Below are 16,390 nucleotides of genomic sequence, written 5' to 3' on the forward strand. Positions count from 1 at the left end.
TTTAGCGATTGACTTCGGCAAATATTGGCCGTTGAATCCCATCCGGTATTCGGTAAAGTTCCCCTCCTTGCTGGTAGATCTCATCAATGGGTTGCATTTTCCCATGGGTTGTCATGAAGCGGTGATCGGCGGTGGCCTGAATGATGCTGCCATCTTCTAGGGTATACTCAAAAACCTCCTGCCAAGCTCGACGGTGCCACTGGGCAATGGGTTGGGTGTAAATATGGCCCTGGCGATCGCAACTATAGACCTGGCAATGGATTTGCTCATCGACAATTTTACCGAGGGGGAGGGGGCCATACTCCAGGGTCAACACCAGGGTATCCCCACTCAGACAGTATTCGGCAAACATCACCATTTGGTTAAATAATTCCTGGGCAACTTTGGCGGGAACCCCATTTTTAGCGGAACCATCAATGAAGATTTGCTCATGCTTTTTCATTTCATCCACTTTCTTTTTCCCCATGGCCCGCCGTAGCAGATCCGCCTGCCCTAGGGAGTACCCAGCTAAATCCTGGGCCATACGCATGATTTGCTCTTGATAACAAAGGACTCCGTAAGTTTCCTGTAAAATTGGTCGAAGTAATTCGTGCTGATAATCAATCCGCTCTCGCCCATGCTTACGATTAATGAATTTGGGGATGAGACCCGCATCCAAGGGGCCGGGGCGGTAGAGAGCCAGAACCGAAGAAATGTCCTCTAGATTGGAGGGTTTGAGTTCGCGGACAATTTGCCGCATCCCGGAGGACTCTAGCTGAAATATCCCCTCTAATTTGCCCTCTGCCAAGATATTGTAGGTCTTAGGGTCATCCATGGGTAAGCCATCTACGTCCAGATCAAGACCCTGGGATTTTTTGACTAAATCTCGGGTGCGCTGAATCATGGTGAGATTTTTTAAGCCCAAGAAGTCCATTTTCAGTAGCCCCAGAGATTCAAGGTCTTCCATGAAATATTGGGTAATCACGGAACCATCGTTGTTTCGCTGTAGGGGGACAATTTCATCAAGGGGTTCGGAGGCAATTACAACTCCTGCGGCGTGGACACCATAGGTTTTGTTCGTGCCCTCAATTCGCATAGCCATATCAATCCAGTGGCGAACTTGGGGATCGGTATCGTATTTTTCCTTAAATTCTGGGGCCGGGGTGTCCTCGGAAATCATTACTTTAAGTTTGGTGGGTTTGCCCCGGATAATGGGGATCAATTTGGCCATGCGATCGGCATCGCCGTAGGGAATATTCAAGACTCGGGCCACATCCTTGAGTACGGCCTTTGAGGTCATGCGGTTAAAGGTAATAATTTGGGCGACCCGATCGCTGCCATATTTTTGGGTGACGTATTCAATGACTTCATCCCGCCGTTCAATGCAAAAATCCGTATCAATATCCGGCATGGATTTCCGTTCGGGATTCAAAAACCGTTCAAAAAGTAACCCATGGTGTACCGGATCAATATTGGTAATCCCTAGGGCGTAGGCAACCAAGGAACCGGCTGCTGATCCGCGCCCGGGCCCCACGGGAATATCATGATCGCGGGCATATTTGATGTAATCCCAGACAACTAAAAAGTATGTGGAAAATCCCATTTCCTGGAGCATGGTAAGTTCATACTCAAGCCGCTGGGCATAGGTGGGATTAATTTCGCTGCGATCGCCCAGACGAAGTCGATCCATGAGGCCATTCCAGGCCACCTGATCGAGGTAGGTATCAGGGGTATGCTCTGGTGGAACAGGGTAATCTGGGCTTTGGGGATCTCGGAAAATATTATAGGCTTCAACTTTTTCGGCGACTTCTAGGGTGTTGGAGATCGCCTGATCAATGATCTCCTGGGGCAAATGATCCCGAAATAACTGGGCCATTTCTGCGGAGGATTTGAGGTATTCTGTGCCGCTATAGCGAAGGCGTTTATCTTCAGTAATTAGCTTACCAGTTTGAATACATAACAGGGCATCATGGGCTTCAACATCATAACAGGAAATAAAATGGGAATCATTGGTGGCAATGAGCTTAATATTGAGTTCTTGACTAATGCGAACTAATTCCACATTGACCACTCGATCTTCCTGGGAACCGTGATCCTGAATCTCTAGATAAAAATCATCGCCGAATCGTTCCTGATACCATTGGGCGACCCGCCGTGCCACCTCTGGTTTCCCGTGCAAAATAGCTTGGGGAATCTCTCCACCTAAACAGGCACTCGTCACAATTAACCCCTGACGATATTGCTCTAGATAGTCTTTACTAATACAGGGACGAGAAAATATTCCTTTGCCCTGCATTCCCTGAAGATGGGAGAGGGAGGTTAACTTAGCTAGATTTTTATAACCCTGCTTATTTTTGGCTAATACCACCTGATGAAAGCGGGGACGGCGTTCCTGTTTGGTAATATCCCCATTGATCACATACATTTCATTGCCGACAATGGGCTTGAGGGGCTTACCACGGCAGAGCTTCATTAATTCTACGGCTCCGTACATGACCCCATGATCCGTTAGGGCGATCGCGGGCATTCCTAGCTCCATAGCCTGTTTAACCAATTCCGGTAATTGACTTGCCCCATCTAGGAGGCTGTAGTCGCTATGGATATGAAGACCAACAAAAGACATAGGGCGATCGCCATGGTGGGTAAGCATTAAGACTAATCTACCTTGACACACCCCCCCTTAAACTGTGCGGTAAACTAAAAAACATCGCACCTAGGGAGGAAGGCGGATGGCTCTTTCCGTTGAACCCACGATCCACTATCCCGACAGTGATGGTCAACCCATGGCTGATAATACCCGTCAATTCCGTTGGATCGTTTTACTCAAAGAAAACCTAGAATGTCTTTTTGCCAATGATCCGAACGTTTTTGTCGCTGGAGACTTACTCTGGTATCCAGTGGAAGGTCGTCCCGATATACGAGTTGCCCCAGATGTGATGGTCATTTTTGGTCGTCCCAAGGGCGATCGCGGCTCCTATCAACAATGGCTAGAAGCGGGCATTACCCCCCAGGTCGTGTTTGAAATTCTCTCCCCTGGGAATCGACTGACGGAAATGGTGAAAAAGCTACAGTTCTACGATCGCCACGGCGTAGAGGAATATTACATCTACGATCCCGATCGCCAGGAATTGAGTATCCTGGTGAGAAATTCCCAGGGATTGGATGCCGTTGAAATGATAGATCACTGGCGTAGTCCTCGCCTAGGGATTGAATTTGTCCTAGGAGAAGACGAGCTAGAGGTGTACTATCCCGATGGACGGCGATTTCTGACCACGGTTGAATTGGCTCAACGAATGGAGGAAGCCCAGCAGCGGGCACAACAAGAAGCACAACGGGCCGATCGCCTAGCGGCCTATCTACGCTCCCAAGGCATTGATCCAGAGCAAATTTAAGATCATGGTTTGAGTATCCACGATGCTTCAACAAATATAGGGGGTTTACTCATTTCCTAAGTGATATCCTAGGTGAGATTGAGATGCGCAGAATCTCTAATGGCCTGATCGAGAAGGGATAGGCCCGCATCCAGGGTTTCAATGCGACAGAGCTGGCTCCGTAACCCCGCAGCGGATTGAAATCCCTTGGCATACCAGGTTAAATGTTTGCGGGCCTGGCGAATACCACGATCGCCCTTGTATTCCCAAAGGGCAATGAGATGATCTCTGGCACAGGTGAGGCGATCGCTGATCGTGGGTTTGGGGCGCATCACCCCGGTTTTGAGAAAGTGATCAATTTCTCCCACTAGAAAGGGATAGCCCATGGTTCCCCGGGAACACATCACCCCATCCGCGCCAGTTTGTTCTAGGCATTGCACCGCTGCTTCCACGGAAAAAATATCCCCATTGGCAATTACGGGAATGGTGAGAATATCTTTGACTTTGGCGATCCAATCCCAGCGGGCTGTGCCATTAAATCCCTGGGCACGGGTACGACCGTGAATCGTAATCATTGCTGCACCGGCGGCCTCCATGGCCTGGGCAAACTCGAGAATATTAATGTCCTGATCATTCCAGCCGAGGCGAGTTTTCACCGTCACCGGAACCTCAACTGCTTCAGCCACACGGGATACGATCGCTGCGGCCACATCGGGTTGGCGCAGTAATGAAGAACCACCCCCGTTTTTAGTAATTTTATTGACCGGGCAGCCCATATTAATGTCAATGGTATCCGCTCCCTCGGAAACCGCCTTTTGGGCCGCTTCCGCTAAAAAATCTGGCCGACAGTCAAATAACTGAATACTAATGGGATGTTCATTCTCATCCACTTCCATCAGCCGGGGCATTTCCTTGACGTAGTGCAGGCCCGTAGCACTCACCATTTCGGTGTACATCATTGATTCCGGGGCATAGCGACGCACCAAGCGACGAAACACCAGATCCGTTACACCAGCTAGGGGGGACTGAAGGACGCGGCTATTCACCCTGACGTTGCCAATGTTCAAAGGGGTAGCAAGACGGGCCTGCAAATCAGGGGAAAGTTGAATCATCTTTATTTTTGGGTATCAAATAGATCATGGATTAACCCATTAAGGATGGTCTAGGTAGGCAGCGATCGCCGCCCGAGTCACCGCTGCTAAGGATTCTCCCCGCGCTTCAGCCAGGGTCTTAAGCTGTTGGTACTGATCATCGCGAATATCAATTCGATACCGCTTGGCCCGTCCTTTAGTGCCTTTAGCCTTAGTGCCCTTAGACTGGTATTGACTGGTAAAGGTTCGTAAAGCATCAAAGCCCACCCGATGGCAAAAATCTCCAAAACTTTCCGGGCGATCGCCCTTTGCGCCAACCTCTCGTTTGTCTTTATAGAAAACCAATAGGGGTTCCAGGACTGCCTCTAGCTGATCAATGGGCAACTGCTCCATGTAGACTTCGGCCAAGCGGGTCTGATCGGGACTGCCCCCCAACCAGGTTTGATAGGTATTGGGTTTAATGCCGACAAATCCCAATTCCGCCAAGTAGGGACGAGCGCAACCGTTGGGGCAGCCGGTCATCCGCACTACAAAATGCTCATGCTTGAGGCCCACTCGATCAATGAGGGCGCGGAGCCGGCCCAAAATACTGGGAATGATCCGCTCTGACTCCGTAATCGCCAACCCACAGGTGGGCAAAGCCGGGCAGGCCATGGCATAGCGTTCCAGGGGATCAATGGCCTCTGGGGCAATCACACCATACTGATCCAACAAGACCTGGATCACTGCCTGCTGATCCGGGGAAATATCGCAGAGGAGAACATTTTGGTTGGGAGTCACCCGCAGGGGCAGGTTAAAATCACTGACCAGTTTATAGAGCAGGCTTTTCAGGCGCAGTTCCTTGGTGTCCTGCACCCGACCATTGGCAATGGCGAGGCCATAGAAAAATTTTCCATCCCCCTGGGGATGCCAACCGAGAAAATCCTGGTATTTGAAGAGCGGTAAGGGACGGAAGGGGGCAATGGCCTTGCCGAAATACGCTTCTACCTTCGCCTTGAACTTAGCAACACCCCAATCATGGATCAGGTACTTGAGACGGGCATGACGACGCACCTGGCGATCGCCGTAGTCCCGCTGGGTGGCAACAATGGCCTTCACCAGATCGTAGACATCGGCAGCGGCCACGTAACCAATGGCATCGGCCATGCGGGCAAAGGTTTCTTCCTTGTTGTGGGTACGCCCGAGGCCACCACCGGCAAAAATATTAAATCCCTGGAGTTTGCCCCGATCATTGGTGATCACCACCAGGGTGAGATCCTGAGAAAACAAATCAACGGAATTATCCCCCGGTACGGTGACACAGCACTTAAATTTCCGGGGCATATAGCGATCGCCATAGATCGGCTCTTCATTCTGGTGGATCAGCGTACCCGTGCCATTTTTGAGGCGGGCCGCCTTCACCTCGGGATGCTCCTCGGCGGAGATCACCTTCTCACCATCTAACCAAATCTCGTAGTAGGCTCCGGTCTGGGGGGTGAGCAAGTCCGCCAGGCGATGGGCATAGTCGTAGGCAATATCGTATTCTGGGCGATTGTGAAAGGGGGCCGGGGGGGCCATGACATTCCGGTTCAGATCGCCGCAGGCCCCTAGGGTGGAACCCATACTGCGGACAATGGCCGCGATCGCTGCCTTGAGATTTTTTTTGAGAATGCCGTGGAGTTGGAACCCTTGGCGAGTGGTAGCCCGCAACGTGCCATTGCCATACTCGTTGGCAATATTATCGAGGGTCAAATACAACTCTGGAGGAATATACCCCGCCGGCGATCGGGTGCGGAGCATAAATTGAAAGTCCTTCTCCTGGCCCTTGATGCGATTATCGCGGTTGTCCTGCTGGTAAGAACCGTGAAACTTGAGAATTTGGATTCCGTCTTCACTAAAGCGATTGGTAGGCTGCAACAATTCCGTGGCAACCGGTTCCCGCAGATGGTGACTGCGCTGCTTCAGAGCTTCAAGTTTCGAGAGTTTCAGGTCCTTGGGGGCAGAGGGGGGGGAAGCAACCATAGTTTAATTGTGTTCGTGGCAGGAAGGATCAATCACTCCTTGGGATCTATGCCCATGGATCATCCAAAATGGAATCATCCAAAATGGCCAGTAAATCGGTCGGAAAAGCGATCAAACCCCATTGTAGACAACTTTCAACCCATTTAGTAGGGATTTAGTAGGGTGGCCCACCCTTAGATGTATATTCCTGTTGCCAACACCGTTCTAAATAAGCATTACGGTATAGCCGCCAAAACCGCTGGGGGTTCAGGGCAAACCCAGGTTCAAGAAGACGCTGGGTGAGGTACTGCCAAAGGGGAAACTTCGGCTTGCGAGACCGAGGAGTCATAATCATGTCAGTGAGGGAGGACAGTTCAGTAATGGAAGCTACCTTCATCATAGGACAGCCATTTTGCCTGGGCCAGGCTGATCCATTTTTCTTAACCTTTCTCTTGCAAAAATTTTGTCTATTGGGTTAAGATGTTGCAATTTCGCAACAAAGTGGGAAGATAAGTAATTATTCTTAAGGTTTTAGGATTCTGAGGAACATTGCACGCGAAATACATAAAACTCTATCCCCGCTAACATTGGATAAAGGACGAACATTATATGTCTTTATTTGACTGGTTTGCTAATCGTCGTAAAGAAACTGCTATTGCTCCAGCCCAGCAGGAGCGGGAAATTGCCGATGGACTCTGGACCAAGTGTGAATCCTGCGGCGTGATGACCTACACCAAAGATCTTTACAGCCATCAATTGGTTTGTCCTGAGTGTGGCCACCACCACCGAGTCGGTAGTCATGAACGGATTCAGCAACTCATTGACCCCCACACCTGGTCTCCCCTAGATGAGCATCTGGTGAGTTGTGACCCCCTGCAATTTAAGGATCGTAAGCCCTACAGCGATCGCCTACGGGAATACCAGGATAAAACAGGCTTAAAGGATGCCGTCCAAACCGGTCTAGGGAAATTGGCCAACCAACCCGTCGCCCTAGGGGTGATGGATTTCACCTTTATGGGGGGGAGTATGGGATCCGTGGTGGGGGAAAAAATCACCCGCCTGATTGAACGGGCCACCTGGGAAAATTTGCCCCTCGTGCTGGTGTGTGCCTCTGGGGGGGCGCGGATGCAGGAGGGAATGCTAAGCCTGGTGCAAATGGCCAAAACCTCGGCGGCCCTAGAGCGGCATCGGGAATCCGGTTTACTCTATATCCCCGTCTTGACCCATCCCACCACCGGCGGTGTCACGGCTAGCTTTGCCATGCTCGGAGATATTATTATTGCTGAACCCAAGGCAACGATTGCCTTCGCCGGACGGCGTGTGATTGAGCAGACCCTGCGGGAAAAATTACCTGATGATTTCCAGACGGCGGAATTTGTGCTTCATTGTGGTTTTGTGGATATGATTATCCCGCGCACTGAGCTAAAAGAATCCCTCGCCCGTTTGATCCGCCTGCACCACCCTAGCGATCGCCCCCGGCCTGGCCGGCCGACTTTGCCATCCCGCCCCCTGGCAACCGTTGCTGATTAGGGAAGGGGTTAGCCTAACCGATTTTTTATCAAACGATTTCTTGAATAGAAATGTAACAATTCTGAGGGCGGTATTGGGTTAATTCTTCCAAGGCTGCCTCAATTGCGCTAGCATAGAATCCTAAAATTATCAAAGTCGGCTACGGACAAATTTAACAAGATTTAATGTTTCGAGTTGTGCATGATTCCCGGTCAATTTGAACATTACACCGAACTTTTAGCAAATTATACCGATGATTTAATTTGTATCCATGAGGCCGATGGCACCTACCTCTACCTCACCCCTTCCAGTGAATCCCTTTTGGGGTACCGCCCTGAAGAACTGGTTGGCAAAAGTCCCTACGCCCTATTTCATCCCGATGATTCGGAAAAAGTACGAACCGGTGCTCATCAGCTTTCCTTGCAGGGCGTAACCGATTTAACCATTACCTACCGCATCCGCAAAAAAAACGGTTCCTACATCTGGTTTGAAACCCTGACCCATCCCATTGCCGATGAACGCCATGAGGTCATGTTTCTGATTACCACCTCTCGGGATATTACCCAGCGCAAGCAGGTGGAGGGCCAACTCCAGGCCAGTCAGGAATTACTGGAAGCCTTCTTTAGTCAGTCCCTAGATGGCTGTTTCTTTATGATGCTGGATCGTCCCATCAATTGGGATAACCATATTGATAAAGATGCGATCCTAAACTATGTCTTTGAGCATCAGCGGATTACCCGGGTGAATCAAGCCCTAGCCAAGCAGCATCGCTTACCCCGGGAAGAACTCCTGGGCCTAACTCCCCTGGATTGTTTTGCTGACGATTTAGGAAAGGCGCGACAATTTTGGCGGGCCCTCTTTGATCTGGGCACACTTTATACGGAGCTAGAGTTAAAGCGGCGGGATGGGAGTTCCTTTTGGATTGAAGGGAACTATGTCTGTCTCTACGATGATCAGGGATGTATCCGGGGTCATTTTGCGGTACAGCGGGACATTACCGATCGCCGCCGGATGCAGGGACAACTCGAGCAAAAAAACCAGGAATTAGAGCTATTTTTCAACTCATCCCTCGACCTGTTTACGATCGCTGACACCGAGGGCTATTTTCATCGCCTCAACCAAGAGTGGGAAAATGTTCTCGGCTATGGTTTGGCAGAGCTAACGGGTGTCAGATTTCTTGATTTTGTTCATCCTGAGGATATTGATCAAACAGAAGCGGCCATAGCAACGCTCAAGGAGAATAGCCCCATTCTGAACTTTAGCAATCGCTATCGCTGTAAGGATGGGAGTTATCGCTGGTTGGAATGGCGATCGTTTCCCTTTCAAGGTTTAATTTACGCCTCTGCCCGAGATATTACAGATCAACGGAACTTTGCGCTCCGGCTAGAGACGGCCTATCGGCAAACCAGCGAAATCCTAGAGAGTATGTCTGACAGCTTTTTTGCGGTTGATGCTGATTTTCACATTACCTATGCTAATCAACATTTTTGCGATACCTTCGCCCTAGAGAAAACGGACGTACTCGATCAAAATCTCTGGGATATATTCCCTGGCGCGGTGGGAACCATTTTTGAAGAACAGATCCAACGGGCCCTAAGGGAACAGACGAGCGTTAAATTTGAGGCTCTTTACTCGCCCTTGGAGCGGTGGTTTAGCGTTCAAATCTATACGACACCCACCGGCCTGGCGATCTTTTTTCAAGATGTCAGCGATCGCATCAATGCCAATTTAGCCCTAGAGCGGCGCAATCAACAGGCCGAACTCCTCCTCAACCTAACCCTAGCCATTCGTCAGTCCCTCGACCTGGATGAAGTCCTGCAAACCACCCTGGATGAAATTCGCCATTTACTGGGTATCGATCGCACGATTATTTATAAATTCAATCCCGATTGGTCAGGTATTATCGCCAAGGAATCCGTAAGCCAGCATAAATTTTTACTCCTAGGGCAAGTTTTTAATGATCCCTGCTTTGGGGCGAACTACATTGAACCCTATTGCCAGGGCTGGGTTGTCGCCATTGATGATATTTATACCGCTGAGATGACCGCCTGCTACCGAGAATTTTTGGAGTCTATTCAGGTACGGGCTAACTTAGTGGTCCCGGTCATTCAGGGCGATCGCCTATGGGGGTTACTCCTGTGTCAGCATTGCACTGGGCCCCGCCCCTGGTCACAGGATGAAATCGAACTCCTGCGCCAATTGGGGGAACAACTGGGCATTGCCATTCAGCGGGCCGAGTTAGTTACTGCCCTCAACCAGGAAAAAGAACGCTATCGTCGCGTACTTGAAGCCCAAACCGAACTCCTGTATCGTTGTCGTCCCGATGGTGTGTTGACCTTTGCCAATCCGGCATTCTTCCGTTATGTGGGTTGCCAAAATGACACCTGTGAAATCGGTCATGCCTTTGAGCATCCCTTTGATCAAGTGGATCGAGATCGCTTTGCCCATCACCTCCAAGCCCTAACGATAGAGCATCCCATTCGTACCATTGAATGCAGTGTCACCTTAGCCAATGGCAGCCACCAATGGTATGAATGGACTAATCGAGCCATTTTTGATCCCCAAGGCAACTGCGTGGAGTATCAATGCCTGGGTCGAGATATTACAAAGCAAAAAATCATTGAAGAGCGGCTGATCCATGATGCCCTCCACGATGGTTTGACGGGCCTGCCCAATCGAGTGTTGCTCACCGATCGCCTGATTCAGTGTTGGCAGCGGTATCAACGGCATCAGCGGCAAGAATTCCAACCGTCCTCAAACAAAATTGATTTACCCCCCTATGGCGATCGGTTTGCCATTATTTTCATTGACATCGATCGCTTTAAGCGGGTGAATGATAGCTTAGGGCATCAGGCCGGTGATCAGGTTCTTGCCACCCTGGCCCAACGGATGGAAACGGCCCTGAGAGCGGGGGATACCCTGGCCCACCTCAGTGGTGATGAATTTGTCATGCTTTGCGAAGAAATCAATGATCCCCAGGAGATAGATCGCCTCGTCGAGAACCTAGAACAGGCAATCCGGCAGCCCATTCATATCAATAGTCATACCCTGACCCTGAGTGCAAGTCTGGGGGTTGCCTTTAGTGGGAAACAGTACACTCAAGCAGAGCACCTGCTACGGGATGCGGATATTGCCATGTATCAAGCCAAGAAAAATGGCCGGGGCAAAGCCATTGTGTTTACCCCCGATATGCACCATTACGCCCAAGCGGTCTTGAGTTTAGAAAGTGACCTGCAACGGGCGATCGCCCAAACCACAGATTTAGTAACACCAGCGGATGAACTCCAAATTTATTTTCAACCCATTGTTCGCCTAGCAACGGGTCGCATCCAAGGCTTTGAGGCCCTCAGTCGCTGGTTTCATCCTGAGCAGGGGGAAATTTCTCCCGGTGACTTTATTGAACTGGCGGAACAAACGGGGCTGATCATTCCCCTGGGTAAAGCCATTCTTCGCCGTGCGTTGCATTTATTTGCCCAATGGTCAAAATCCCAGGCGAACGGGCAAACCTATTCCATCAGTATTAATATTTCCCCCCAGCAGTTGACTGAACCTAGCTTTGTCAATGAAGTGGCGGCGGCCCTATCTGACACAGATATGCCCTCCAGTTGTCTCCACCTAGAAATTACCGAAACCACGATGATCCATAACTTGGATGTCACCTTGCGAGTCGCCCAACAATTGCAGAACTTGGGAGTTGGCCTCAATATTGATGATTTTGGCATTGGCTACTCCTCCCTGAGTCGGATCCATAGCTTACCCATTAATGCCCTCAAGATCGATCGCTCCTTTGTTTTGGGTTTAGGGGAGCATCAACCCAGTGCCGATATTGTGGCCGCAATTATTGCCCTTGGCCATAGCTTAAAACTGGAGATTATTGCTGAAGGCGTAGAAACCCTGGGCCAATGCCAGCATTTACAGGAGCTAGGCTGCACCTATGGCCAGGGATATTTCTTTTATCGCCCCGTACCCCTTGAGCAAATCCATACCCAGGAAAGAGTCTAGTCATCTGGCTCTTATTGCGAAAATTTTTGGGTATGTTTTTCCTGCCAATGGATGTATAGCTGGTGTGTTGGCTCTCGCCCCCAGCTAGGGGTTCCACCCCTGCACCCCGTCCTAACCTAGGTGACGATAGCTATACTTAACGGCTGGCTTGGGCCGGTAGGGGGCCAGGTTGGACACCGACACTCAGGGTTTGACCACTCCGGCGAATTTCCAGTTGCATGGTGTCACCCACATTGGTGTTCTCAACCATTTGTTGGACTTGCTCAGCTTTGGCGATCTCCCGGCCGTCGATCTTTTTGATCACATCCCCCGGTTGCAACCCCGAACGGGCAGCGGGAGAGTTGGGCACAATTTGGAAAATGAGGACACCGGAGTCTTCCTGTATCCGCAGGGTATTGTTGGGATTACTATTTAAGCGTTGCCGCACCTCTGGGGTTAGGTTCGCCATGCGAATACCCAAGAAGGGGTGATCTACACGGCCGTGGGCAATCAGTTCATTGGCGATACGCTGGGCGGTTTTAATGGGAATAGCAAAGCCTAGACCCTGGGCCCCACCAATAATTGCCGTATTCATACCAATGACTTCTCCCCGCTGATTGAGCAAGGGGCCGCCGGAATTTCCGGGGTTAATGGCGGCATCGGTTTGGATAAAGCCCACCCGCTTGTCGGGAACCCCCACATCACCACTGGAACGCCCCGTGGCACTAATAATGCCCGCCGTCACCGTGTTATCTAAGCCCAAGGGATTGCCAATGGCGATCGCCCATTCTCCAGGGCGGAGGCGATCGGAATCTCCCATACGCACAATCGGTAAATTAGCCGCATCAATCTTAACGACGGCCACATCTGTCACCGTATCTTGACCCATCACCCGACCTTCGTAGTTGCGACCATCCTTGAGGGTCACGGTAACGCGATTGGCTCCATCAATGACATGGGCATTGGTCAAAATGACCCCATCGGCACTGATAATAAAACCGGATCCCTGGCCCCGTTCTTCCCGAGTACGGGGGGGGGTGGGTAGGGCCTGACCAAAAAATTCTTGAAAGAAGGGATCATTAAAAACGGCGGGGACACGGGTTTGCACCGTCCGGGATGAATCAATCCGCACCACCGCCGGGCCCACTTGCTCCACGGCTTGGGCAATAAAATTAATGTCCCCACTGGGGATGGGGGCGGGTAGCTGGGCAACGGTAGAGGCGGAAAAAAGATTGCCCGTAGGAACAAATTGACCAGCAAACAGGGTTGCGGCCGCTCCTAAGGTCATCAGAGACAGGTAAGTGACTGATTTACGCACGTTTTGAGGGGCTGCCATAATCGATCGCTGTGTAGTGAATAATATTTAGGACAACGTAAGCTAATGAATGTAAGCCAATGTTAGATCGCTAACTAAGCTAACTAAAAGGATAGACTAATTATTCAGGCAAGAAGTTCCTGATTCCCTCAGGCTAGCATATCCCTAATTAATGGGATTGACAATTTGAACGGTTTCAGAATCAACGGCTTCAGGGGTTGGGGTTGCTAAATCTAGGCCCGTGCGGCAAACAGCGCCTAAACTCAGATCCAGTCCGGTGATAGCTTCTAGCATGAGCACCACGTGTTCGGGGCGGAGAAAGGTGCCATCATTGCGACATTGGCCGCGATAGCTCACTTTTAATTGGGGATCCGTTGCCATGAGATTTAAGTCCAACAGGCGATCGCGCAGGTTGATTCGTTTGGTTTTACCGGACTTGGTTATGGTCTCATGGTCAAACTGGCGGAGATTGAGAACCTCTTGTATCCAGCGTTGCCAATTATCCCCATCGCCGGAATGGGACGTGTTGAGGGTTAGCTCGTAGGTGGCTGTTTCTAGGGCTTGGGTAGCGGCGGGATCTTTCAGGGGAATTTCGGCAATGCGATAGAGGGGAATCTCTGGGGGGAGTTGGGCCCGCAGGCGATCGCCAAAATCTTCGAGGTCAAGGGCTTGGTGCAGTTCAAAATCCACAATTTCGCCCCGACTGGTCATCCCTAGGGGAAGGGCACTGGCCGGAGAAATCCGCGGACCGGGATGAAAGCCGCCGGTAAAGGCAATGGGTAAACTGGCGCGGCGCAAGGCCCGATCAAATAGACGCACCAGATCTAAGTGGCTAATCAGGGCCAGGGAATCCAATTTGCCAAACCACACCCGTAATCGTTGTACCCGCTCTTGGGGGGGCCGATGTTCGCCGACAAATGCGGGAATGGGTTGGGGTGGGACAACAACATTATGACCAAAATTCTGACCGCATACGCCACAGTGGGAACAACCGTCAAAGGAGCAATCGGGAACGGTGGCGGCCTCTAGGGCCCGGGCTAGGTCTTCTTTTAACCAGGTTTTACTAATGCCGGTGTCTAGGTGATCCCAGGGGAGGAGCGCATCCAAGCTGGTGGGGTCTTCTGGGGATGGACTGGCAAAAACATTCCATTCCCCTGCTTCCACCTGCCGATATTTCCAGGTGAGGCCCGCCTCGGAGATCGCCTCTGTCCAGGCTCCGTAGGCCCGATCCAGGCTTTCCCACCAAGAATCTTCCCGCGCCCCCAGTTCCCAGGCCCGTTGAATCACCTTGCCTAAACGGCGATCGCCCCGACCGACAAAATCCTCCATGGCGGAGATGCGCACATCGGTGAAGTTAGTCTTCAAGCCTTTGATGGTTCTAAATTCTGCCTTGAGGAGAGCCTGTTTCCGTTCCAGTTCACTGGTGGAGACCGAATGCCACTGGAAGGGGGTATGGGGCTTGGGCGTAAAGTTAGAAATGGTCACATTAAAGTTCATGGGCTTACGACCCTTGACCCAGCATTCCCGCTTCAGCCAGCGAATCGTTTCCGCAATTCCCAGGACATCCCCATCGGTTTCACCGGGTAAGCCAATCATAAAATAGAGCTTGATTTTGTTCCAACCCTGGTCGTAGGCGGTTTTTACCCCCCGCAACAGTTCGTCATTGGTTAGCCCCTTGTTGATAATATCCCGCAATCGCTGTGTGCCTGCTTCCGGGGCAAAGGTGAGACCTGCTTGCCGGGTTCCCCCCAGAATATGGGCAATATTTTCATCGAAGCGATCCACCCGCTGACTGGGTAAGGACAGGGAAATATTTTCATCTTTGAGGCGGTTTTTAATTTCCATGCCCACCGCCGGCAAGGCCAAGTAGTCGGAGCAACTCAAGGACAGTAGGGAAAACTCGTTATAGCCCGTAGCCCGCATTCCGGTTTCAATGGCATCGATCACTTGGTCTGGATCCACATCTCGGGCCGGTCGGGTGAGCATTCCTGGCTGACAAAAACGACAGCCCCGCGTACAGCCTCGGCGAATTTCCACCGTCAGGCGATCGTGCACCGTTTGGATGTAGGGTACTAAACCAATGGCATAGCTGGGCATGGGGGGGGACACCCGGCGTAATATCCGTGGCGGAACATCGGATACTAAAGGATGCACCGAACCATCGGCGGCCATCTCGTAAAACTGGGGCACATACACCCCCGGTACTTGGGCTAAATCCAGGAGTAAGTCCCGCCGACTTAACCCCGCCGCTTTCCCCTGCTCTAGGACGAGGCCAATTTCTGGCAGGAGTTCTTCCCCATCCCCTAGGGCAATGAAGTCAAAGAAATCCGCATAGGGTTCAGGGTTGGATGTGGCGGTTTGGCCTCCCGCAAAAATGAGGGGAATGTCATTTATAGAAGTATTTTGCCGTTCTTGCCAAGTGAGGGGAATTTGAGCCAGATCCAGCATGGCCAGGATATTTGTGGCTCCCAATTCGTAGCTGAGACTAAAGCCAAGGATGTCAAACTCCCTGAGGCTACGTTTTGACTCTACGGCAAAGAGGGGGGTGTGGGTCTGTTGTAGTTTTTCAGCCAGATCCCTTGCGGGTAAGTAGGCGCGATCGCACAGTTGGCGAGGCTGGGCATTCAAAATGTTGTAAAGAATGATATGCCCTAGATTTGAGGCTCCCACTTCGTAGACCTCTGGGTAGGTCAACACCCAGCGCACGTCCGCCGAATCCCAAGGCTTGTGCACAGCCCCTAATTCATTGCCCAGGTATCGGGCCGGTTTATTAATATCTGGAGTCAGTAATGATTCAATGGCAACGGTCAAGGTCTCAGATCCCCCTTAGCGACATTAGCCTTGCCCCGCCACAGATGTATAGTTCCAGTACCGCCTCAGTCGAACTTGCAACCGTGAGAGCCACAGCCAAAATAACTTGACGCAGTTTAACCCCTTGCTTAACACAGTCTAATACGGGCGACACTCGTTGATCCTTATCAAAACTTTGCGAAAGAGTAAATCAAAACCTTTGAGTACATCGTTAAGAAACTTGACATCAAAGCACAGAAACGCACAAAAGCGGTGATCCTATGACCTTTATCACAACGGATGGGATTGGCCTAGGGCTATAGTAAGTATAGTATAAAAATTTTCTCTAGATGAAATGCTTATATTGTGTGCTT

Annotated in this window: 9 protein-coding genes; 3 read left to right on the forward strand and 6 right to left on the reverse strand. The window is 50.9% G+C overall.

The window, feature by feature from the left end:
- Nucleotide 1: 1 nt before the first annotated feature.
- Nucleotides 2-2,602, reverse strand: coding sequence for a DNA polymerase III subunit alpha (locus L3556_RS04740; protein WP_277867599.1), 2,601 nt, complete (start codon nucleotides 2,600-2,602; stop codon nucleotides 2-4).
- Nucleotides 2,603-2,708: 106 nt separating this feature from the next.
- On the opposite strand from L3556_RS04740, the gene L3556_RS04745 reads away from it, so the two are divergent.
- Nucleotides 2,709-3,371 (forward strand): Uma2 family endonuclease, encoded by a 663-nt coding sequence (locus tag L3556_RS04745; protein ID WP_277866159.1) that lies wholly within the window; start codon nucleotides 2,709-2,711, stop codon nucleotides 3,369-3,371.
- A 68-nt stretch (nucleotides 3,372-3,439) separates the two neighbouring features.
- Here the strand turns inward: L3556_RS04745 and dusB are convergent, their stop codons facing one another.
- From dusB to L3556_RS04760, 3 genes are all read right to left on the reverse strand, one after another.
- Complete coding sequence (gene dusB, locus L3556_RS04750) at nucleotides 3,440-4,462, reverse strand: tRNA dihydrouridine synthase DusB (RefSeq protein WP_277866160.1); 1,023 nt, start codon at nucleotides 4,460-4,462, stop codon at nucleotides 3,440-3,442.
- Nucleotides 4,463-4,501: 39 nt separating this feature from the next.
- Nucleotides 4,502-6,442: a sulfite reductase, ferredoxin dependent gene (sir, locus tag L3556_RS04755; RefSeq protein ID WP_277866161.1), complete on the reverse strand. Its 1,941-nt coding sequence runs from the start codon at nucleotides 6,440-6,442 to the stop codon at nucleotides 4,502-4,504.
- Nucleotides 6,443-6,596: 154 nt separating this feature from the next.
- The gene (locus L3556_RS04760) at nucleotides 6,597-6,821 is read right to left on the reverse strand and encodes a hypothetical protein (protein WP_277866162.1); all 225 of its coding nucleotides are present in this window, start codon (nucleotides 6,819-6,821) and stop codon (nucleotides 6,597-6,599) included.
- A 209-nt stretch (nucleotides 6,822-7,030) separates the two neighbouring features.
- Between L3556_RS04760 and accD the strand changes: the two genes are divergently transcribed.
- Complete coding sequence (gene accD, locus L3556_RS04765; RefSeq protein ID WP_277866163.1) at nucleotides 7,031-7,951, forward strand: acetyl-CoA carboxylase, carboxyltransferase subunit beta; 921 nt, start codon at nucleotides 7,031-7,033, stop codon at nucleotides 7,949-7,951.
- A 180-nt stretch (nucleotides 7,952-8,131) separates the two neighbouring features.
- Nucleotides 8,132-11,932 carry a PAS domain S-box protein gene (locus L3556_RS04770; protein ID WP_277866164.1) on the forward strand — a complete coding sequence of 1,267 codons (3,801 nt, stop codon included), beginning with the start codon at nucleotides 8,132-8,134 and terminating at the stop codon, nucleotides 11,930-11,932.
- A 136-nt stretch (nucleotides 11,933-12,068) separates the two neighbouring features.
- On the opposite strand, the gene L3556_RS04775 is transcribed toward L3556_RS04770, so the two are convergent.
- Both L3556_RS04775 and L3556_RS04780 read right to left on the reverse strand, forming a co-directional pair.
- Nucleotides 12,069-13,247, reverse strand: a complete 1,179-nt coding sequence (locus tag L3556_RS04775) for an HhoA/HhoB/HtrA family serine endopeptidase (RefSeq protein WP_277866165.1) — start codon at nucleotides 13,245-13,247, stop codon at nucleotides 12,069-12,071.
- A gap of 144 nt (nucleotides 13,248-13,391) precedes the next feature.
- On the reverse strand, nucleotides 13,392-16,037 hold the full coding sequence (locus tag L3556_RS04780; protein WP_277866166.1) for a TIGR03960 family B12-binding radical SAM protein: 2,646 nt from the start codon (nucleotides 16,035-16,037) through the stop codon (nucleotides 13,392-13,394).
- Nucleotides 16,038-16,390 lie beyond the last annotated feature (353 nt).

The organism is Candidatus Synechococcus calcipolaris G9 (assembly GCF_029582805.1).
GTDB classification, from domain to species: Bacteria; Cyanobacteriota; Cyanobacteriia; order Thermosynechococcales; family Thermosynechococcaceae; genus Synechococcus_F; species Synechococcus_F calcipolaris.